Consider the following 20892-nt stretch of genomic DNA (forward strand, 5'->3'; position numbering starts at 1 on the left):
TTGCACTACAATTCGGGTCGGTGATATCTGCTTGTTATGACTGGTGCGTTCCGAGGTCGTTCCCCTGAAAACATTTCTCCACGAATTCTGGCTGTTTGGAATCAAGCAGGCGTCTGCCTGCATCTTCGGCGGTTTTCTGCTGGCGATGATGATCATCACCCGGTACTGGTACCCGTTCGAGTTTTTGTATCGCTATGATTTTCTGTTTCTGGCGGCGGTCGCATTTCAGATTTTCCTGTTATGCTTTCGTCTCGAGTCGCCGCGGGAAGCCGTGGTGATTCTCATCTTTCATTTCGTAGCGACGGTGATGGAACTGTTTAAGACCTCCGACGGCATTCGCTCGTGGCAGTACCCGGAACCGTTTGTGATCGGCATTGGAAACGTGCCTTTGTTTGCCGGCTTCATGTATAGCGCGGTGGGAAGTTACATCGCACGGGTCTGGCGGATTTTCGATTTTCGATTTTCCAGTTACCCACCCCTGTGGAGCACGGTCGTGCTGGTGACACTGATCTACGCCAACTTTTTCACGCATCACTTTGTGACGGATATTCGCTGGCTTTTGATTCTCGCCAGCCTGTTGATGTTCGGCAAAATCAGCATCTATTTCAAAATGAACCGTGTCCACCGCCGTATGCCGCTGATTGCGGGCTGGCTGCTGGTCGCACTATTTATCTGGTTCGCCGAAAACCTGGCAACCTATGCCAATGTCTGGATCTATCCCGATCAGACAGATCACTGGCAAATGGTGCGCCCCTCCAAACTTGTCGCCTGGTATTTGTTAATGCTACTGAGTTTCGTGCTGGTGTCTCTCGTGAACCGGCCGGTCATTATGCAGACTGTTTCAGAGAATCTCGATACTCACGCAACATAACGGTTTTTAGCAGTCAAATTAATCAACCAGTTCCAGTGTTATCTCAGGCTGCGATTCAGAAACGCTCATCGTCAGCGGCGAACTCTTTTGATTGGAATATTTCTCCGGAATGGAACTTTTCATCGAGACTCCTTGTGGCGTCGATTCATATGCGTTGATCGTCACTTTGTGATCGCCGGGGATCACGCCATCGTTTTTACTGAAGGTGGTCAGCGTGAACTTACCCGACGCGTCCGATTTTCCTGAACCCGGTTTTCGCCCTTGCACTGGATAAAACATGATGGTCGCTTCTGGCACCGGTTTACCTTGGTAAGTGACAATACCCGCAGCCGAAACCGTCTCTGGTAAATCGGGATCTTTCCCGCCGCCACATCCAACCCAGAGTATCGATCCGAGTAGGATCATTACCACGCTTGAAAAATGAGGGGCCCGCATCATAAATCTCTCCCGCATAAAAATGAAAATCCAGTTTGAGCGACAATCAAACCTGATCGATCTTAGTGAATCGTTATTGAGCGAGTCCGCCGAGGGGTAAACCGTCTTGAGGATGTCCCAGTTGCTGATAGGTCAGGAAGTCCATGTTTTCACTCAGGAAATGCACGCTGCCATCCACCATCAGAAAGTGCGCACCGCCCACGTGGTAACTGGAAGAGGCAAACCCATCCTTCCAGCCATGCGCGCCGGAACTGATGCGGGTCTGCGCATTGCCCCAGACGATAAAGGGGTGGTTGATGGGGTATGCGGTGGTCATCGGAGAATGCCAGGCAGCCCAGGAAGACCAGGCGTGAAAGCCGGGAGAGTTTTCGCCGACAAAGAGCACGTTCGACGTTCCATCCAGCACATCCCTCATTTTCATCGTGCGATTTGGAGTAATCAGACTATTGCCGCCTCCGCTGGCACGCAGTCCCATTCGCCGGTCAAACATTCCCTGGGGCATAGGCGAATTGGCGAGCGTCTGGTCGTAACCGCGACCGTCAACTCCTTTATACGTGGTGACAGCAATGTCATTCCGTGAAGCAGAGGGGCAGGAAGCCGGGAAGCACCAGTTCGACCAGACCTGATTGCTCCCACTCACACGCTCGGGAGTGGGGTCACTGGGACAACGATAAACGGGTAAGGTCGTTTGCGCGACAGCGAGGTTTCCCGCATCCACAATGTTTCCATTGAAGTCGATCTGATTATACAGCGGTGCTTGATCGATGTAGGGTAAAATTTGCGCACGCCAGCCGAACGAGTTACCGGTATCGCCGTGGCTGATGGCAAAGACCGAATGGGAGTCATGGTAATTGTGCATCGCCAGCCCCATCTGCTTGAGATTGTTTTTGCACTGACTGCGCCGCGCTGACTCGCGCGCCTGTTGTACTGCCGGAAGTAACAGTGCGATCAGGATCGCGATAATCGCGATCACAACCAGTAGTTCGATGAGCGTAAATCCCCGATTCGTCAAAGTGTTGTTTTTCATCTTTTTTCCTCTCAAGCAGATTTAAGATGCAACACAGGCCCGCCTGACACTTGGCGCTCTTTATGGCGTACCAAAGCCTGTTAGCGATAGAAATGAGATAAGTAAACGCGTTCAATAAGCAGAATTCCCTAATTTAGACTGAAGTGGTATCTCTGTTTTCCTGCAAGCGGCCTAGTGTGGTTCCCTGATAAACTTCCGCAGGGATGATCTCAGTAACCGCCGATTCAATGGGAAGCTCTCCACTGCGCATCTGATTCAATAGCGCGGCTGCGCGACGTCCCAACTGGGTCTCATTGACGGTGACCGAAGCAATCTGTTGTTGTAATACGCTGTGACGTACCTGATCACCGACGCCAATCAGCGACACGTCTTCCGGCAGACGCAGCCCCATTTTGGTCAAGTGCAGGTAGATGCGCTCGGCCATGGAATCAAAGCTGGTAAAGATGGCCGTTGGTCGATCCGGTTTTTCCATCATGATTTTTAAATTGGCGGCGATGTCGGCATCGAGTTCCTGCATGTCGATGACGCCGTCGGCACCAAAATAGGAATCGTCCTGAGATAATTTGCAATCTTGCGCGGCAAGCGCCTTTCGGAAACCATCAAGGTACAGATCTGTAGTGCGTGTGACATGCGGCGCAAAGAACGCGAAACGGCGGTGACCGCACTGGAGCAGTGCTTCCCCCGCCAGTCTGCCAATCTGCTGGAACGGCAAGCCCAAAAGCGGCGCGATAATGCCTTCGACGGGACGGTGACAGAGGACAACCGGAATGCCCGCTTTCTGCAGCTGGCGAATTTGATACGCGGGTGTCGGCGGCGTGCTGGCAGGCACAATCGCCACACCGCCCACCTGATTGTCGATCAACTGCAGAATGACATTACCCTGCTTGTCGAGATTATTGCGCGTGCAGCAAACCAGCATTTGGTTTTGTGAGCGACTGGCCGATTCTTCAAAACTGTGCTGCAAAGACGGATAGAAACCGGAAAGGACTTCCGGAATCACCAAAGCCAGAATATCGAGGCCGCTCGCCAGGCGCTGGCGGGCATTTTTATGAACAAAAGTCCCTTTTCCCTGAACCCGATCGACTAAGCCTTCCCGCTCCAGCATGCCCATCGCCTGTCGGACGGTACTACGGGCACTTTCAAACAAGTTGGCCAGCTGTTGCTCCGAAGGGAGTGCCGTTCCCGGCTCCAACTGTCCCTCTTTGATCTGTTTCTTGAGATGCTCCTGGATTCGCTCGTATTTAGTACGGGTTAAATCCGGACTCCCTTGAATGGATTCTGTTGTCGTCGCAGGAGATGCATTTCGGGATAAGAGATCTAAATCGCTGATTTCTGACATAAATTCGATTCATTCCGTGACAGAACCCACAACAGGTACGTACAACTCATCACTACGTTGATTATTGTATCGTATAAAGGAATTTACACCTGTCAAATAAATAATGTCCTTTATACACTTCCTTTAAAGATAATATGACAGAATTGATAAGATCTCATTCCTGCTTCTTTTAAGTTCCCACTATTTCACCTGAGTAAGATGTAGGTACATTTACCATACAATAACAGTATCCCCATGAGAAAAAGCGGACTCAAACAAACGGAAATTGAAGATTTCCGGTAGGGAACCGCCTGTGCTCTGCCTATGATGAGAGGGCAGAAGAAATACGCAGGGCATCCGAATTTCGCAGACTGCCCCCGCTTGGAATTTCTGGCAGGGACAATTTTCTGGTGTACTGCTGAGAAAATTCGGTCTTCATGACATTCAGAACAGAATCCTGCTTGCATCCCGTGAAAAAACTGTTTCTACTATTTAAGTAGTGTATATTGCGAAAATTCCTGCCTTACCTGGAGATCGGGATTAACTCCCTTTTCACCATGGGCTTAGTGAGAGCGACGCCCACAATAAAATGACCATGCCTGACGATCTTGTCTTTATGATGGGGAATTTCGAGGCCCGAATTCCTCAGGACCGTGTTTATAGTAAATCACACCTGTGGTTGATGCCGGTGGCAGACCATTGGCGCGTGGGTTTTACCGCGTACTCCGTACGTTTATTACAGGATGTCTTTTTTCTGGATTGGGCCATTGATCCATTCACCCATGTTCAGGAAAAACAGAAGATCGGCGAGATCGAAAGCTCCAAAGCATTGTCCGATCTGTATGCCCCGGCAGCGGGTCAGATTCTGGAATTTAATGAAGAACTGTTAAACGATCCTTCTGCCATCAATCAGGCAGATAATTACGAAAAGGGTTGGTTATTTGAGATGGAGACCGAGGCGCAATGGTTGACGCCGACAGAGTATCTGCAAGTATTAGAGGACGGCTGGGAGCAGACCCAGCGGATGATTAAAGGGCAACTCAACTAAGCAACGACAAAACGCTTCCCTGTTTCAGTTTAGCGTTGAAAAGGTGTTCGGAATGGCGGATAAAAAATTGACAGTGGTGATCTCGCAGGCGCAGGGAAAAAATCCTGCCAAACGCGAGCTGGAAGAATCACTGGCAGCAGCGCTCCTGATGGAACCGGATGTGGAAATTTCGCTGGTGCCTCACCTTTACGATCTCTCAGCCGACCACACAGGAACGATGTTTCTACAGGCGATTCGCGGCGACTTGGTCGTGTTATCGTGGCTTTACCCTCGTGCCGGACACTGGGTCCTCGACCGACAGGGAATTCGTGGTCAGGAAGGAGTGGTTCTGCTCAAAGAAGAGATCGATGAAGCAGCGGAAGATCCCGAAGCAGACGAGAGCAACTCGGTTCCCTATGACAACCCCGAACGAAACAAGAGCATTCCGAATCGGAAAATTTATTCGATCGATTTACGCGTCAGTTCCAATGTCGATGATTACCTGACCGAAATCAAACGCATCACCCAGGACGCGCAGGTGCAGACGTTCCAATTGGGCAATATGATTCAGGAAAGTCCCAAGCCGGCGCAGCTCGAAAAGTATCTGAAGCCGCTGGATATCATCAACGCTCAAAAGAATAACGGAAGTGCCAACGAAGCCAGCCAACTGGAGCCGACCAAACGCCGCTGGTACCCGGTCATCGATTACGGGCTGTGTACCAATTGCATGGAGTGCATCGACTTCTGTCTGTTCGGCGTCTACGGCGTCGATCAGGGAGGACAAATTCTGGTCGAAGAGCAGGACAGCTGCAAAAAAGGTTGTCCTGCCTGCAGTCGTGTCTGTCCCGAAAATGCGATTATTTTCCCTGGTCACAAAACACCGGGTATTGCCGGCGCCGATGGTGAAGTAGCTGGATTGAAAATTGATCTCTCCAAACTGTTCGGTGCCCCTGATGCACTGGAAATGGCGGCCCGAGAACGCGATGTCGAACTGGTCGCCGAGGGGAGGGATGCTTTAGGTATCGGCGTGGGAGTTCCCAATCGCTTAAAAGTTTCTCAAGAGACGAGTGATGAGCTGGACGATCTGATCGACAGCCTGGATGCCATGGAGTTATAGACCTTCGATTTATTGACCTACCACGCTTACAAATAAGATTTCCGAATGAGTGAAACAGTCTCTAGCCAGAGAGTTCGAGAAGGTTATCAGCGGGCACGTGAGGAATTGCTTTCCGCACGGACGTCTGCCGGTTACTGGGAAGGTGAACTTTCCACCTCGGCACTCTCCACCGCGACAGCAGTGATGGCACTGGAGATGATTCGCCGCCATCGCCCCGACGACGATCATTCACTCGATTCCTATATCAAACAGGGAATCAACTGGCTCGCCACACATCAGAATGAAGATGGCGGCTGGGGCGATACCATAAAAAGCTTCAGCAACATTTCCACCAGCATGCTGTGTCATGCCGTCTTTCATGCCACAGGGAACGCGATTAACTTTGCATCCGTGATTGTGAATGCCCGGCATTATATTGATCGCATTGGCGGCGTGGAAGCGGTCATCGCCCGCTATGGAAAAGACAAAACCTTTTCCGTGCCGATCCTCACACACTGTGCACTGGCGGGACTCGTCGACTGGAATACGATTCCCGCACTCCCCTTTGAACTCTCCTGTCTGCCGGCCCAATTTTATAAAACAGTGCGGCTGCCGGTCGTCAGTTATGCGCTGCCCGCGTTGATCGCCATCGGCCAGGTCAGACATCATTTCTGCAAACCGAAAAATCCGATCGCACGCGTCATTCGCAATCTATCGATCAAGAAGAGCCTCAAGAAACTGATTTCAATTCAACCCACGAATGGTGGCTTCCTCGAAGCGGCCCCCCTGACCAGTTTCGTCACCATGAGTCTGGCAGGCATGGGACTCGTCGATCATCCGGTCGTGAAAAAAGGGCTGCAGTTTTTGCTAGACTCAGCCCGGCCTGACGGCAGTTGGCCCATCGATACGAATCTGGCGACCTGGACGACTACGCTCTCAGTGAATGCGATGCAAGGAACGCTGTCCGAATTTGAAAAAGCACCGATTCGCGACTGGTTATTAAATCAACAATACAAAGAACTGCACCCCTACACCTCAGCCGAACCGGGAGGCTGGGCCTGGACCGATCTGCCCGGCGGCGTTCCTGATGCCGATGATACGCCCGGCGCGATTTTAGCGTTATTGAATCTGCAGCCGGAAGACACCGACACTGAACCCTCAACCGAACTGCGGACTTCACTTTTTAATGGCGTGCAGTGGTTACTCGATCTGCAAAACAGCAATGGTGGCTGGCCTACGTTCTGTCGCGGCTGGGGCACGCTCCCCTTCGATCAAAGTGCCGCCGACATTTCGGCGCATGTGATTCGTGCATTGCAAGCCTGGCTCGAAACCGAATCGCTGCCTGAGGAAGAATCTCTGCGGAAGCGCGCCGCACGCGCGATGACACGTTCATTCCGCTATCTGTCTTCCGTGCAGCGGGCCGATGGTTCATGGCTGCCGCTCTGGTTTGGCAATCAGCACATCCACAACGAAGAGAATCCCGTGTATGGCACCGCCCGCGTGTTAGCCGCTTATGCGACTGCTGACCGCCGGGATTCCCCCCAAGCGGAACAGGCGATCAACTTTTTGAAATCGGTACAGAATACCGATGGCGGCTGGGGCGGTGATGCCACGGCTCCGTCCAGTGTCGAAGAAACGGCTCTGGCCGTCGATACCTTACTCCTAATAGGCGTCGAGGATGACAGTCCCACGATTGTTCAGGGCCTGAACTGGCTGCTGGAACGGGTAGAAAACGGCTCGTTCACCGAATCCACGCCGATCGGCTTCTACTTTGCCAAACTGTGGTATTTCGAACATCTTTATCCAATTATCTTTACTGTTTCCGCCCTGCATCGAGCGGAAACGGATTTGAAAAAAAGTGCGGATGACAAATTAAGATCGTCGCTTGAGGAAGAGGATTACCGTATAATGAACGCTCAAGAAAAATAGAGCCCCCTGCGTTCCTAAACCAAACTTGTATTCAATTACTGAATCATCGCTCGAATGAGTTATTTACTATAGAGGAGTCTTCCGTGTCCATTGCGCCTTTAGATCAGGAAAGCTCTGAAGAACAAACTGCAGCAGGCTCAGCGAAGTCGGCAGCAGACTCTTCGGCAGAAAAGAAACCGGTCAAAAGAAAACGTCAGAGCACCAGCCACCTCAAAGCAGTTCCGGAAACACTTGCGCAGCGCGAAGAGATGAAGGCCGAAGCGGAAAAGTTCGTGGAGTTTCTCGACTGCGCGAATCCGTTTACCAAAACCACGTTGGAAAAGTGGTCACGCGAACTGCTGGATCAGATGAATCAACCTGAGAAATTCTTAGGCTTCATAATGGTGCTGATCGGCAACTTCTTCTGGAAGCGACAGTTCTTGGCGATCCCATTCGAGCGACGACTGTTACTGCTGCCCCACTGCCTGAAACATGCCGAAGGCTGCCCCGCTGAATACGATGAGTTTGGCCTGGACTGTGAAAAGTGTGGCGCGTGTTCGATTGCCGATTACAAAGTCAAAGCCGAAAAGCTGGGATACAAGGTACTCGTGGCAGAAGGTTCGCCGGTTGTGCTCAAAATTATCATCGGCGGTTACGTTGATGGAATTCTAGGCGTTGCTTGTTTGAACGTTTTGGAAAAATCGATCGATAAAGTCCTGATTGCCGGCGTCCCCTCGTACGCGGTACCCCTGCATTCCGGTGACTGTAAAAATACAAAGATGGATGAACCCTGGATCTGGGAAGTGCTCGAAGAGTATCGTCCGCTGGAAAAGCCGCTGACCCGCAGTTATCTACCGACCATGCGTGCCGCCAATTCCCTGTTCGAAGACAACTTCGACGAGATCCTGCCTCCCCTGCGAACCAAAACAGAAGCCGCCGCCCAAACACCTCTCGGCAAAACCGAAGCCATCGCTTACGACTGGCTGAAGCATGGCGGCAAACGTTTCCGCCCCTTCATCACACTGGCCGCTTACGATGCCTTGATGAAAGCAGAGCAACCGTCAACCGAGTCAGCAGACGCTGGTCTGACGTACCCGCTGGGCGTACAGAAGGCGGCGATGGCCATCGAAGTCTTCCACAAAGCGTCGCTGATTCACGATGACATCGAAGACGATGATCAATACCGCTACGGACGTGAAACACTACATCGCCAGCATGGTACCGGCATGGCGATTAACCTCGGTGACTATTTGATCGGGATTGGCTATCGCCTGCTAAACGAAGCCCGGGCCGATATCGGTGCGGAAGCGGCCGGTGATTTGGTCGAACGCATGGCAGCCGCCCATCTTAAACTCTGTGAAGGACAGGGCGCCGAAATGGCGTGGCAGGAAAGCGAAACCTTTGAACTCGCACCGATCGACGCGTTACAGATTTACGCCCTGAAGACCTCACCCGCATTCGAAGCCGCCCTCTACGCGGGAATTCGCATGACCGGTTCGGTCGGACAGTACGAAATGCTGATCTCCTCGTTCTCACGACATATCGGCGTCGGCTTCCAGATTCTGAACGACCTCAAAGACTGGAACGGCGATGACAATAACAAACTAATCACCGGTCAGGATGCCCTCGCGATGCGGCCGACGTTACTCCTCGCACTCGCGCTACAAACGGCAGACGAGCAGCAGACCGCCGACCTCAAAGACATTTTGCAAGGCCACCCTTCCGACGGCATGCGAATCGGCCGCTTACGCAAAATCTATCAGGACTGCGATGTCTTCACCAAAGCCGAAGCGCTGGTTGATAAATCACGGGCTCGTGCCGAAGAACTCGCCGAGAGCGTCGACAACGAAGACTTCAAACAACTGTTGATATTCTTCTGCGAAACCGTGCTGGCAGAAGAAATCCCGGAAGCAAAACCCGAACCCAGCGTCCTGATGCCACTCCCGATTGCCTGATACGTTTGATTGCCATGCTGTTCTCCGGCACACCAGAAAACCACTCCGGTGTGCCACTGATCGGCTTGTCCGACAGTGCTGGTACATAAGCAAGATCCAGTCTACTAGCCTGTTGGGTAGGGGTGAAACCATGTGTTCGCCCACTCGTATCATGAATCAGCGGGTTCTGAATACTTCTATTACAAGTTCAGGTGACGTGATTTTCTAATCCCTGTTGGCAAGCCAACAGGGCCACCGATGATATTAAACTTGTCAGCGGTTACTGCTTTTCGCGGTCGTAATAAAATGATCGCACACGTAAACCGAAAAAACCTCAGGAAGCATAACACTTCCTGAGGTTTCAATTTTCGTTGCAACAGCATTTCTGCTGTCACGGTCTACCTATACTGAAAGGTATCCGTTGGCTTCGAGGTAAGCGATGACTTCGTCGGCCAGATCATCGATGCCTTTTGCGTCTGAATCCAGAACCAGTTCTGGTTTTTCAGGAGCTTCGTAAGGAGCGTCAATTCCAGTGAATCCTTTGATCTCACCAGCGCGGGCTTTTTTGTAGAGCCCTTTAGGATCGCGTTCTTCGCAGGTTTCCAGAGAAGCTTGCACCAGAACTTCGATGAACTCGCCTTCACCCATGATTTCGCGGACCTGATTACGGTCTTCGAGATAAGGGGAGATGAACGCAGTCATGACCAGAATGCCGGCGTCGGAATACAATTTGGAAACTTCACCGATGCGGCGGATGTTTTCGGTACGATCTTCAGGAGAGAAGCCCAGGTTTTTGTTGAGCCCCATCCGAATGTTGTCACCATCGAGAACGAAAGTGTGCTTGCCCATTTCGAACAGCTTGTGATCTACGGTATTAGCAATGGTACTTTTGCCAGAACCACTTAATCCGGTGAACCAAAGGACGGCACCTTTGTGTCCGTTTTGTTTGCAACGTTCTTCTTTGGTAACACGGTGATCATGCCAGGTCACGTTAGTGGCTTTTTGCTCGGCCATCGAGGAAATTCTCCTTACTCATAAAAAATAGCTGTGGAAATATCTGTGGAAACAACTTGTATATTCAGATTCCTGCAGTGAAAAATGAGCGGGAATCGTATATCCTGAGTCGATGTTTGCACGATCCTAGAGAAACTCCGCGCTCGATGGAAGTCCACAGATTGGGAATTTCTACGAACATTCTCGTTCCGGACTACTGGAACTGAGGTTTTTGAGCTGTTAGAGTACGCGCAAGGAACCATTGTTTGGTAGCCGTGTCCTTCAGACACTCATTGATCTGACAGATTCGTGATGCCAGTTCAAAGCGGGACCATGAACATAAACCGTTAATATTATACACATTACGCACTAAACCAACGCATTCAGAAAACCAAAACCATGTCTGAGAAGGTCTTAAAACTCGGTATTCCCGCAGGAAGTTTACAGGATTCGACGGCGGAACTGTTCAAACGCGCCGGCTATGTCATCAAATTTTCTTCCCGCTCGTATTATCCTACAATCGATGACACAGAAATCGAATGTTTACTGATTCGGGCTCAGGAAATGGCCCGCTATGTCGATCAGGGGATTCTGGACGCCGGGATTACCGGCCATGACTGGATTCTGGAAACTGGCGCAGATGTGCATGAAATTTGTGAGTTGATCTTCTCGAAGGTCAGCCGCCGCCCCGTTCGCTGGGTGCTGTGCGTGCCTGAAGATTCGCCGATCCAGACCGTCAAAGACCTGGAAGGAAAATGCATCGCCACGGAAGTCGTGGGCATGACCGAACGATATCTGGAAAAGCATGGCGTCAAAGCCAATGTCGAGTTTTCCTGGGGTGCGACTGAAGTCAAACCACCCAAGTTAGCCGATGCGATTGTGGAAGTGACCGAAACCGGTTCTTCGCTGCGAGCGAATAATCTGCGAATCGTGGAAGAGTTGATGCAGAGCACGACCCGGTTCATCGCCAACAAAAAAGCATTCGAAGATCCCTGGAAACGTGAGAAGCTTGAGAACATCGCGATGATGCTTGAATCCTGTCTGGCAGCCGAGGGCAAAGTCTGCCTGTTGATGAATGTGGAACGTGCGGATCTCGAAAAAGTGCTCAATCTACTTCCCGCATTACAGAAGCCCACCGTTTCATCTCTGTCCGATCCAGACTGGGTTGCCATCAGTACGATCATAGATGAAACCGTTGTGCGTACGATTGTCCCCAAACTGAAGTCTGCCGGCGCGTGTGGTCTGGTGGAATATCAGATTTCCAAAATCATCGACTGATCGATGGCTTCAAGTCGCTCCGGCAGAAACAGGAATGCAGTATGCACGTCACCGTCATCAAAGTCGGCGGCAGTCTGTTTGATCTGCCGGACCTGGGAGCCAGGCTGTCCGACCTGTTGGCGCAGTTAAACGATTCGCGGCCGCTATTGATTTCAGGGGGTGGAAGCGCCGCAGATCTGGTGCGCGACTGGGACCGGACGCATCATTTGAGTGAAACCAAAGCGCACTGGCTTGCGATTCAATCGTTAATGTTGAATGACCGTCTGCTCTCAACGATTCTGCCCGATGCCAGTTTGGTCTCTTCACAGTCGGAAGCGATCGCCGTCTGGAATGAAGGTGGTATTCCCGTGCTTTGTTCCTACGACTACTTAACGCAGAACTCATCTTCCGATTTTGCAGACCTGCCGGCTTCCTGGGACGTGACCAGCGATTCCATCGCAGCCTGGGTTTCGCTCACCTGGCCTGCGACCGAACTGATTCTGTTGAAATCGGTCGATCTCGCACAGGAGAAGACGGTTCCTGAACTCGCGGAAGCGGGGTTCGTCGACGCCTATTTACCGACACTTGCAGATTCGTTGCCCTGTCTGCGCTGGTGTAATTTGAGAGCCGATTCAGAGCCTACTCAGTTGGCAACGGTCACCAGTGGCAGCAGTTTCCAGAGCAAAAATGCAACCGGGCCGGCATAAAGCGGGCTGTCTAACAAATCCAGCAGACCACCAAAGCCGGGCAATAATTCGGCGGAATCTTTTTTCCCAACGTCCCGTTTGATCAACGATTCACACAAATCGCCGACCAGACCAATGACACCGATGATCGCCCCGAACAGAATCGACCAGTACCAGGGAGAAGCCGTCCACCCCGAGTGAAACAGCGACGGCGTAAAGTGCAGCCAGAGAAACGCTCCTAAAGCGGCGCCAAAAATGGCCCCATATCCGCCGACCTGGGTTTTTCCCGGACTGAGTCGCGGCACCAGCTTCGTCTTACCCCATAAACGACCGAACGTGTAGCCGCCAATGTCACCCATTTTGGCACTGATGATCAGCGAACCGAGTGCCAGATAGCCGGTCTCTGGTCCTGCCACCCAGCGCAGCTCTGCCAGCATCGCGAGCAAAAAACCGATGTAGGAAACGGAAAGAATTTCGGCACCAATCGTTTCCATACTCTGACCGGGCTCCTGAAACCGGATGGCCCCTTTTAGAAAGATGATCAGAATCGAAACCGCATACATCACCGCCATCAGCGCCAGTGAAAACATCTGTGGATCGGAATGCTGCCCCTGCAGAAAGGGAAACCAGGCCGCGATGCAGATTAGGAATGATAAGCCGCAGACCAGACGAAAACTGGGGGCCAGATTGCGAACCGTAAGCAAATCTGTGATTTCCCAACTGCCTCTGATAATCAACAGGCAGCTGAGTCCCAACAGATAGGGAGCGCTAACTCCCGCACGTTGATCGAGGTAGAACAATCCAAACAACAGCGGAATCAGAATTGCAGAAACAAGTAACCGCCAGCCAAGCATGCTGCGTTATCCTTTCAACCCACCGAAACGGCGGTCACGGGCAGCGAAATCACGCAGTGCCTGCCAGTAATCAGAAACAGCGAAGTCCGGCCAGTAGGTTTCGGTGACCCATAGTTCGGCATAGCTGATCTGCCATAAGAGAAAATTGCTGACCCGCATTTCGCCGGCCGTACGAATCACCAGATCGGGATCGGGCATGCCGGCGGTATACAGGTGCGACGAAATTACCTCTTCGTTGATCTCGTCTGCTTTGAGATTTCCCTGTTCCACTTCGCCGACGATCGATTGGACCGCGTCCACAATTTCGGATCGACTGCCATAATTGAGGGCCAGGCAAAGTTGCATGCCTGTGTTTTCCTGACTCTCGCGGATTGTTTTGTCGACTTCCGCGAGCACATCCTTAGGAAGATCACTGCGACGACCAATCGTCGCAAAGCGAATATTCTGCCGCATGATCTCTTCCCGCTCACCGATGACGAACTTTTTCAGGAGCTGCATCAGCAGGTTTAATTCCAATGCGGGCCGTTTCCAGTTCTCACTGCTGAGGCAGTAAAGCGTCAGTTGTTCGATTCCCAGACGCGTTGATTCTTCCACGACAGTGCGTACACTATTGACGCCCTGGCGATGTCCTTCGATGCGTGGAAACCCGCGACGCGACGCCCACCGGCCATTGCCATCCATGATAATGGCAATATGCCTGGGTAGTTGTCGGGACTCTAGGCCGAGCGATTCCCCATCCTGTTCCGATATGGCGGGCACAATTTGCCTCACAGTGATTGATAGATTGAACGACGTATTTGCCTGATTTTAGCAGGCTTCAGAATACGAGTAGAGAGAAAACTCTCCTGACATATCCGTATTGTGAGACATTATCACAAAAACGCCAAGGCTGGGCGGCGAGAAAGCGCCGCTTCTTTAGAGAATGACTGGGGGATATTCCCCAGTTCAGATCATCTACAGTAGTTTCTGTTCTTATGGGGTAAATCACCCACCGATTTGAACAGACTCAAGTTCCTCTGCTTCAACAGACTGATCCAGATAGACAACCTTCTCCCAGTAGGCAGGTTCGGCCCCGGAAGATTCAATCGATAGTTTTACACGATCCCCAAATACTTCAAGCACTTTAACAACCGTATGTTCCCCGATGAGGATACTCTCATTCGCTTCACGAGAGATAATATGCATTCGCTCGCCTCAAAGTTAATTCAGAAATGAATCTGTAGACATTGTGAAAAGTTATTGTAGACCACATTTTGTCAAACTGATCTCGGAAGGACAAGCTGAAACTAAACAAAAAATGAAACGAATTTAATGCTGTTTCTTTTCTGCGAAATTCACTTGACAAATTCAGTTTTATCATTCCTTCAGATTTTCACATGTCGCGATTTAATGCATGATACATCAACCAAATCATTCACCTGATGTTTTCCTGTCGCGCACAAAACAAGAAATAAAAAACAAACTTCAAGCGATCCACTTCGCGCTCATACCGATAAAAAAAACGAGGCACGCAGTCATTATTTTTTCCCTTCCGCGCGTTTGCGACGAAAGAACTCCTGCAGAATCGTGCGGCACTCTTCTTGCATCACGCCACTGATGACTGTGCTTTGATGATTCAATCGTTTGTCGCTGGTGATCTGAAATAACGAGTGACAAGCGCCGGCTTTTTCATCGGGCGTGCCATAGATAACGAAAGGAATGCGCGATTGAATAATCGCACCGGCACACATCGGACAAGGCTCCAGCGTGACATACAAAATGCAGTCGGAGAGTCGCCATGAACCGAGCGATTCAGCAGCCTGCGTGATGGCAATCATCTCGGCATGTGCCGTCGGGTCGCTTAACGTTTCGCGTTGATTATGTGCGGCGGCAATGATCCGATCCTGATACACAATCACAGCGCCGACCGGGACTTCATCTTCCTCAAATGCCGCGCGTGCTTCGTCGTATGCATACCGCATCCAGCGCGTATGCAACTGTAGCAAATCCCGGTCACCGGGAGAAAAATTGGGGTCGTCAGGTCGGTCGATCATCTTAATTATGGTTCTTTAACTATATTTCTTAAAGAAAAAATATTCCTCGCTTCAGCACAACATAAACCAGATCTGACGGGAAAGAAAGTCGGGGTGAGGCATTATCCGGCCTGAAAACCTGATTCCCATGCTGACTGAAAAGCAGACTGGCTCAATCAATCAATGGTTTCCGATTTGAGATTCTGCAGCCTTTCTGTTTACAATGAGCGTTGCAGTGAATCACTCAGAACTTCACCATTTCAGTCAAGGTACACCTTCATGCGCGGCATCGTGATTAGTTTCTCAACCCTTCTGGTCATCGGTTTTCTGGTGATTTCATCGCAACCCGGTAATTCACAAAACAACAACTCACCGGCTCCCGCTTCAGCAACGCCGTCCGTCAAATCATTTGGTGCGACCGGAGATGGGAAAACGGATGACACGGCCGCCATCCAACGTGCCGTCGATTCCAGACAGGGATCAATTACGTTCCCCAAAGGCATCTATCGCGTCACGAAAACGATCAGCGTCGATCTGGAAAAATTGGGGCCAACTTCGATCAGTTCGGACGGAACCGCCACGATCATCATGGCGGGCGCCGGTCCTGCCTTCCGCTTCATCGGCACGCACGAAGGAACCGCCAGTCCGCATACGGTCAAAGAAAATGTCTGGCTGAATCAACGTTCTCCACTCATTGACGGTCTGGAAATTGTCGGTGATCACCCAGAAGCCTGCGGCGTCGAAGCGACGGGAACGATGCAGATCACCCTTACCCGACTCACCATCCGTCGCGCGCTGCACGGCATTCACTTTGTGAAACGCAATCGAAATCTGATTGTTTCCAACTGCCATATTTATCAGAACCGTGGCGCCGGTATCTTTTATGATCACGTCAACATTCATCAGTCCAATATTGTTGGTTGTCATATTTCCTATAATGCCGGCGGCGGTGTCGTTGTGCGCAAGGGAGATATCCGCAACATTCACATCGGCACTTGTGACATTGAAGGTAATATGGGCGATGAAAATTCCGAACCCACGGCGAATGTGCTGATCGATTCCGAAGGCGCTTCGGTCGGCGAGATCGCGATTGTCGGCTGTACGATTCAACACGATCATAACGCCCCCGGTTCTGCCAACATCCGTATTAACGAACACGCGCGCATTCGACCACATTCAGACGAATACCGCGACGGGAACATTACGATCGCCGACAATGTCCTTTCTGACGTACAGACCAATATCGAAGTCACCAGCGCACGCGGCGTGACGATTACTGGAAACACGATGTGGAAAGGCTACACACACAATATTCGCATCGATGACTGCCGAAATATTCTCGTTTCCAATAACGTGCTCGATCGTAACCCCCGCTACCATTACGGCGATGGCAGCACCGCGAAAGTCGGCGCGCTGTTTACCAACTGCGATGGCTGCACAATCAGCGGCAATCACATCAGCGGAACGGGTGATGAGACGGCGGCGCTCGAAATTCGTGATTCCCGCCGCATGAATCTCACCAACTGCACGATTCTCGATTATGCCAAAGAGGGCTTGCTGCTGAAAAATGTTTCGTACAGCCGCGTCTCGGATTGTCTGATTCAAAGTGATCTGCCGAACAGTGAAAACGCGCACTCGATCAAAGTCATCGGCGGCAAAGACAATCAGATCGTCGACAATATGTTTGAGAAGTAGTCGAAAAAGCACTTCAGAGACTAATTCCAAGTTTCCCATTTTGCATCAGCAATCGATGATCCGTACCATTTCGAGCCGTTTGACACAGGTCAGTGTGATGCTATTATGAACGATCTCTGTCTTGCAATATTCTGTCTGATTCCTAGTCGGAATTTACAGAATATGCTGTTTATTGTTCAGTCGCTCAAGGAGTCTTTCCATGTCCCACCTCTCTCGTCGTAACTTTCTGAAAAAATCTGTTTTCGGTGGACTGTTCATGGGGCTGAGTGCCAAGAGCTATCGCTCCACATTTGCGGCAGTACCGCCCAGCGAGCGAGTTCGAATTGGCATGATCGGCGTTGGCAATCAGGGCGGCCCACGCAACAACATGAAGTACTTCCTCAACAATATTGATGCGTTATGCGATCTGGATCAAAACTATCTTGCTGAAGCGGGCGCCTTTCTTCAGAAAAATGCCAACCGGTCGTCAATGATGACTGATGATTATCGCAGACTACTGGATTCCAAAGACCTCGATGCGGTCGTCGTAACAGTTCCCGATCAGTGGCATGCCAAGATGACCGTAGAAGCATGTAAGGCCGGCAAAGATGTCTATTGCGAAAAACCACTCACACTGGTCGTAGGTGAGGGACCAGTGATGATCGATGCTGCCCGAAAAAACAATCGGGTAGTCCAGACAGGCACAATGCAACGCAGTGGTAAGGAATTCAAACTGGCTGTGGAGTTGGTGCAGTCAGGATTACTGGGCAAGGTGCATACTGTAAACGTGACGCTGCCTGGTCCGAACTGGATCGCTCGGGCTGGCAAACCAGTACCTAACAGTACCCCGCCACAAGGTTTTGATTTTGACCGCTGGCTTGGCCCGGCGCCACTGCGACCTTACAACAAAAATCGCGTGCACTACCTGTTCCGCTTTTTCTGGGATTATAGTGGTGGTCAACAAACGAACTTCGGAGCCCACCATCTGGATATCGCGCAGTGGGGACTGGGAATGGATGACAGTGGCCCTGTGAGTGCTGAAGGATCGGCTGTCTTTAATCCTGATGGCTGGTATGAGACTCCAGACTCAACCGATATCAAATACACTTACGATAACGGTGTCGTTTTGAACTGTCGACAAAATCCCGGCACAAAGAGTAAGAAACAGGGAACCGAGTTTGTCGGCGATAAGGGAAGCCTGTTTGTCTATCGTGGTGGTATCATCGCCAACCCACCCGAGCTGTTGAAGTCGGTTGAAATGCCACAATTTGCCAGTCGGTATGCGAACATCGCACACGTCAACAATTTCATTGACTGCATCAAGACAAGAAAGAAGCCAGCCGCAGACATCAGCATCGGACACCGTTCTGCTACCGTTTGCCATCTCGGTAATATCGCCGTTCGGACGGGAAAGAAAATCAACTGGGATCCGAAAAAGGAAACTATCGTAGGTGATGCCGAAGCAGCCAAATGGCTCACGAAAGAATATCGCAAACCATACGACATAGTGTAAGCCATCGCATTCGGGACCATCCGCCCCCACTTCTTTTTTCGAGTACTTTCGTGCTTTTCGTGGTAGTAAAAAAGAATATATCACGGTAGCGTGTGGCATCCATAAGAAGGCGTACCCAGACACCCAAAACACTATGAGAATGGGTAGGCCCGAATGTCATTCGGGCGGAGCGAGCAGGAAACCCCTAAATTCAGCGATTGATTCAGCAGAATCTCACACAGGGCAGGACTTCACGTCATTCGTAACAGCACCGTCGGACAAGCCGAACAGAGGCACACCGGAAGATGGATTGAGGTGGTGGGATGACCGATAAAAAAGTTTCACTGGTTCCTTCGAAAGAGTGAATCCTGTCTCGAACCCCGCTAGGCGGGTCGGCACATAGACCGTCCCCTACGATGATGTATTCGTTCCGTTGCTTAGAGACCACAGGAGTTCTCTAAGACTTCCTGTTGCCTGCGACTACCCCGATTTCAGACGAACGCGAATTTCTTAACTTTCCTCAGTAGCAACCTGATTCGGATTCTGTTTTAATAAAAAGAGACCGTTTCCTCACGTTTCCTACCCCCGATTGAGATCGAGTTTTCGTCATGAACATGCTCTCCCTGTACTGCAAAGTAATCACTCTTTCGCTCCTGTTATTCACAACAACGCTCAGCCACGCAGCGGAAACACCGCAAGTCAAAGTCGGCTTTGCCGAACGAGACATCACTCCCCAGATCGGCATGGAGCAGCCCGGCGGTTATGGGAAATCGTATCACCGTTCGTTTCACGATCCCTGCAAAACGCGGGCGGCGGTATTTGATAACGGCAAGAATGTGGTCGCCGTTGTGAGTCTGGACGCGCTGTTCATTCGACGTGTCACGGTAGACGAAATCCGTAAACGGGTGGAAGCCAAATGCAAGATCCCGGCGAATTCGATTCTGCTGCACGCGACGCACTCACACTCATCAGGTCCCATGGGCATGATTTTGCCTGGCGAATACGATCATGCGTCTGACTTCGTGAAAGAGCTGGCATATGAAAAATCATCGACGGCAGATGCCGCGTATTTGGAAACAGTCGTCGATCAGTGTGTGGAAGCCATCTGTGAAGCGTTTAAGAAACGGAACGCCTCTCAATGTGGTGTTGGCATGGGCATTGAAGAACAGGTCGCCTTTAATCGGAGGTTCTTCATGCGGAACGGTTTGACGTTCACACATCCACGTCCCGGTAACCCCGATATCGTGAAACCCGCCGGCCCCGTTGATCCCGAAGTGGGCGTGATCGGCGTGTGGGATGAGCAGGGAGAACTCAAAGGCTGCATCGTGAATTTCGTCTGCCACGCGACCACGAATCCAGGCGGTATTTCGGCCAACTACATCTATTATGTCGAGCAGGTCATTCGCGGCGTCTTCGGGAAAGATGCGATTCTCGTCTTCTTAGCGGGTGCCTCCGGTGATGTGACGCAGGTCGATAACTTGTCGCAGTTTCAGCGGCGTCCGAGTGAAGAATCGGCCCGATTTGTCGGCGGTCGTGTGGGAGCCGAAGCAGTGAAGGTCCTGCTCTCAATGTCCCGCGGTAACTTTGAAACCATCGCCAGCAAAACAAAAATGCTGGAAATTCCCCGCCGCAAACCAACGCCCGAACATCTCAAAGAAGCGATCGAAACCGTCAAAGCGGGACCGGCCAAGTCGAATGCGACAGACTGGGTCTTTGCCAAAGAAACCGTTCTGCTCGATGCCCGTCTGCAAAAAGAACCGGTAGCCGAGGTGGAAGTGCAGGCGGTGCAACTGGGTCCTGTGGTTCTGTTGACCGACCCCGCCGAATTTTTCTGCCAACTCGGTTTGGACATCAAACAGGGGAGCCCCTTTCCGATGACGTTTCCGGTCTCACTGGCGAACGGTTGTGTCGGTTATGTGCCAACGAAAGAAGCGTTCGACAATAACGGCGGCGGTTATGAGACCCGCCTGACCGGTTACAGCAATCTGATCATCACCGCCGGCCCGCAAATGGTCGACGCTGCGATTGAACTTTCCAAACAGTTAACGCCCGATAAACTGTCTCAGCGCCCTACTGCTCCGGTATTCAAGAATAATCCCTGGGCCTATGGCAGCCTGCCACCGCAGCTGGATTAGTTGAAGTTTCGCTGTGTTTATTACGATCACGAAAAGCACGAAAAAGAAAAACGGCGGCTAGCGCCGTGCCGCTCACTATGGGGCAAATTTCCTGTTCTGTCTGGTCTTCAACATAGAAAAAAGAGGCTGCTTTTGGGTGGCACTGTTGGCTTGCCAACAGTGAATGGGAAATC

At 51.2% G+C, this 20892-nt stretch carries 18 protein-coding genes; 10 read left to right on the top strand and 8 right to left on the bottom strand.

From position 1 onward, the window contains the following. Positions 1–43: 43 nt before the first annotated feature. Positions 44–871: a DUF817 domain-containing protein gene (locus tag AAC022_RS02230; protein WP_339727534.1), complete on the top strand. Its 828-nt coding sequence runs from the start codon at positions 44–46 to the stop codon at positions 869–871. Positions 872–889: 18 nt separating this feature from the next. Here AAC022_RS02230 and AAC022_RS02235 read toward each other — a convergent pair whose 3' ends face one another. From AAC022_RS02235 to AAC022_RS02245, 3 genes are all read right to left on the bottom strand, one after another. Then, complete coding sequence (locus AAC022_RS02235; RefSeq protein ID WP_339727535.1) at positions 890–1309, bottom strand: carboxypeptidase-like regulatory domain-containing protein; 420 nt, start codon at positions 1307–1309, stop codon at positions 890–892. A 70-nt stretch (positions 1310–1379) separates the two neighbouring features. Then, positions 1380–2333, bottom strand: coding sequence for a DUF1559 domain-containing protein (locus AAC022_RS02240; protein ID WP_339727537.1), 954 nt, complete (start codon positions 2331–2333; stop codon positions 1380–1382). 133 nt (positions 2334–2466) lie between these two features. After that, entirely contained in the window at positions 2467–3672 is a 1206-nt protein-coding gene (locus tag AAC022_RS02245) for a substrate-binding domain-containing protein (RefSeq protein WP_339727539.1), read from the bottom strand. A 574-nt stretch (positions 3673–4246) separates the two neighbouring features. On the opposite strand from AAC022_RS02245, the gene AAC022_RS02250 reads away from it, so the two are divergent. The 4 genes from AAC022_RS02250 to AAC022_RS02265 all read left to right on the top strand — a co-directional run bounded on the left by AAC022_RS02250 (position 4247) and on the right by AAC022_RS02265 (position 9637). Further along, positions 4247–4699, top strand: coding sequence for a glycine cleavage system protein H (locus AAC022_RS02250; RefSeq protein WP_339727541.1), 453 nt, complete (start codon positions 4247–4249; stop codon positions 4697–4699). Positions 4700–4751: 52 nt separating this feature from the next. Continuing rightward, positions 4752–5795 (top strand): ferredoxin family protein, encoded by a 1044-nt coding sequence (locus AAC022_RS02255; RefSeq protein WP_339727542.1) that lies wholly within the window; start codon positions 4752–4754, stop codon positions 5793–5795. 45 nt (positions 5796–5840) lie between these two features. Beyond that, positions 5841–7703, top strand: a complete 1863-nt coding sequence (locus AAC022_RS02260) for a prenyltransferase/squalene oxidase repeat-containing protein (RefSeq protein WP_339727544.1) — start codon at positions 5841–5843, stop codon at positions 7701–7703. A gap of 83 nt (positions 7704–7786) precedes the next feature. Then, positions 7787–9637, top strand: a complete 1851-nt coding sequence (locus tag AAC022_RS02265; RefSeq protein WP_339727545.1) for a polyprenyl synthetase family protein — start codon at positions 7787–7789, stop codon at positions 9635–9637. Between the two features lie 381 nt (positions 9638–10018). Here AAC022_RS02265 and cysC read toward each other — a convergent pair whose 3' ends face one another. Next, positions 10019–10630 (bottom strand): adenylyl-sulfate kinase, encoded by a 612-nt coding sequence (cysC, locus tag AAC022_RS02270; protein WP_339727547.1) that lies wholly within the window; start codon positions 10628–10630, stop codon positions 10019–10021. Positions 10631–11008: 378 nt separating this feature from the next. Between cysC and hisG the strand changes: the two genes are divergently transcribed. Together hisG and AAC022_RS02280 are read left to right on the top strand one after the other, a co-directional pair. Next, complete coding sequence (hisG, locus tag AAC022_RS02275) at positions 11009–11887, top strand: ATP phosphoribosyltransferase (protein ID WP_339727549.1); 879 nt, start codon at positions 11009–11011, stop codon at positions 11885–11887. A gap of 41 nt (positions 11888–11928) precedes the next feature. Beyond that, on the top strand, positions 11929–12573 hold the full coding sequence (locus AAC022_RS02280) for a hypothetical protein (protein WP_339727552.1): 645 nt from the start codon (positions 11929–11931) through the stop codon (positions 12571–12573). On the opposite strand, the gene AAC022_RS02285 is transcribed toward AAC022_RS02280, so the two are convergent. The 4 genes from AAC022_RS02285 to tadA all read right to left on the bottom strand — a co-directional run bounded on the left by AAC022_RS02285 (position 12510) and on the right by tadA (position 15439). Continuing rightward, entirely contained in the window at positions 12510–13406 is an 897-nt protein-coding gene (locus tag AAC022_RS02285) for a phosphatidate cytidylyltransferase (protein ID WP_339727555.1), read from the bottom strand. The two genes, AAC022_RS02280 and AAC022_RS02285, sit on opposite strands and share 64 nt — an antisense overlap. A 6-nt stretch (positions 13407–13412) precedes the next feature. Then, on the bottom strand, positions 13413–14165 hold the full coding sequence (locus tag AAC022_RS02290) for an isoprenyl transferase (RefSeq protein WP_339727557.1): 753 nt from the start codon (positions 14163–14165) through the stop codon (positions 13413–13415). 225 nt (positions 14166–14390) lie between these two features. Next, positions 14391–14591, bottom strand: a complete 201-nt coding sequence (locus AAC022_RS02295; RefSeq protein WP_339727559.1) for a carbon storage regulator — start codon at positions 14589–14591, stop codon at positions 14391–14393. A gap of 332 nt (positions 14592–14923) precedes the next feature. After that, positions 14924–15439: a tRNA adenosine(34) deaminase TadA gene (tadA, locus tag AAC022_RS02300; RefSeq protein ID WP_339727562.1), complete on the bottom strand. Its 516-nt coding sequence runs from the start codon at positions 15437–15439 to the stop codon at positions 14924–14926. 258 nt (positions 15440–15697) lie between these two features. On the opposite strand from tadA, the gene AAC022_RS02305 reads away from it, so the two are divergent. The 3 genes from AAC022_RS02305 to AAC022_RS02315 all read left to right on the top strand — a co-directional run bounded on the left by AAC022_RS02305 (position 15698) and on the right by AAC022_RS02315 (position 20719). Continuing rightward, positions 15698–17113, top strand: coding sequence for a right-handed parallel beta-helix repeat-containing protein (locus AAC022_RS02305; protein ID WP_339727563.1), 1416 nt, complete (start codon positions 15698–15700; stop codon positions 17111–17113). A 199-nt stretch (positions 17114–17312) separates the two neighbouring features. Beyond that, positions 17313–18605 carry a Gfo/Idh/MocA family oxidoreductase gene (locus tag AAC022_RS02310; RefSeq protein ID WP_339727565.1) on the top strand — a complete coding sequence of 431 codons (1293 nt, stop codon included), beginning with the start codon at positions 17313–17315 and terminating at the stop codon, positions 18603–18605. A gap of 587 nt (positions 18606–19192) precedes the next feature. Continuing rightward, complete coding sequence (locus AAC022_RS02315; RefSeq protein WP_339727567.1) at positions 19193–20719, top strand: hypothetical protein; 1527 nt, start codon at positions 19193–19195, stop codon at positions 20717–20719. The last annotated feature ends 173 nt before the right edge of the window (positions 20720–20892 follow it).

The organism is uncultured Gimesia sp. (assembly GCF_963976445.1).
In the GTDB taxonomy this organism is placed as follows: Bacteria; Planctomycetota; Planctomycetia; order Planctomycetales; family Planctomycetaceae; genus Gimesia.

Excerpts from the sequence above, each read along its gene's own strand:
- AAC022_RS02235 (WP_339727535.1), bottom strand. The coding sequence starts at position 1,309 with ATGATGCGGGCCCCTCATTTTTCAAGCGTGGTAATGATCCTACTCGGA.
- AAC022_RS02240 (WP_339727537.1), bottom strand. The coding sequence starts at position 2,333 with ATGAAAAACAACACTTTGACGAATCGGGGATTTACGCTCATCGAACTA.
- AAC022_RS02245 (WP_339727539.1), bottom strand. The coding sequence starts at position 3,672 with ATGTCAGAAATCAGCGATTTAGATCTCTTATCCCGAAATGCATCTCCT.
- AAC022_RS02250 (WP_339727541.1), top strand. The coding sequence starts at position 4,247 with ATGCCTGACGATCTTGTCTTTATGATGGGGAATTTCGAGGCCCGAATT.
- AAC022_RS02255 (WP_339727542.1), top strand. The coding sequence starts at position 4,752 with ATGGCGGATAAAAAATTGACAGTGGTGATCTCGCAGGCGCAGGGAAAA.
- AAC022_RS02260 (WP_339727544.1), top strand. The coding sequence starts at position 5,841 with ATGAGTGAAACAGTCTCTAGCCAGAGAGTTCGAGAAGGTTATCAGCGG.
- cysC (WP_339727547.1), bottom strand. The coding sequence starts at position 10,630 with ATGGCCGAGCAAAAAGCCACTAACGTGACCTGGCATGATCACCGTGTT.
- hisG (WP_339727549.1), top strand. The coding sequence starts at position 11,009 with ATGTCTGAGAAGGTCTTAAAACTCGGTATTCCCGCAGGAAGTTTACAG.
- AAC022_RS02280 (WP_339727552.1), top strand. The coding sequence starts at position 11,929 with ATGCACGTCACCGTCATCAAAGTCGGCGGCAGTCTGTTTGATCTGCCG.
- AAC022_RS02285 (WP_339727555.1), bottom strand. The coding sequence starts at position 13,406 with ATGCTTGGCTGGCGGTTACTTGTTTCTGCAATTCTGATTCCGCTGTTG.
- AAC022_RS02295 (WP_339727559.1), bottom strand. The coding sequence starts at position 14,591 with ATGCATATTATCTCTCGTGAAGCGAATGAGAGTATCCTCATCGGGGAA.
- tadA (WP_339727562.1), bottom strand. The coding sequence starts at position 15,439 with ATGATCGACCGACCTGACGACCCCAATTTTTCTCCCGGTGACCGGGAT.
- AAC022_RS02305 (WP_339727563.1), top strand. The coding sequence starts at position 15,698 with ATGCGCGGCATCGTGATTAGTTTCTCAACCCTTCTGGTCATCGGTTTT.
- AAC022_RS02310 (WP_339727565.1), top strand. The coding sequence starts at position 17,313 with ATGTCCCACCTCTCTCGTCGTAACTTTCTGAAAAAATCTGTTTTCGGT.
- AAC022_RS02315 (WP_339727567.1), top strand. The coding sequence starts at position 19,193 with ATGAACATGCTCTCCCTGTACTGCAAAGTAATCACTCTTTCGCTCCTG.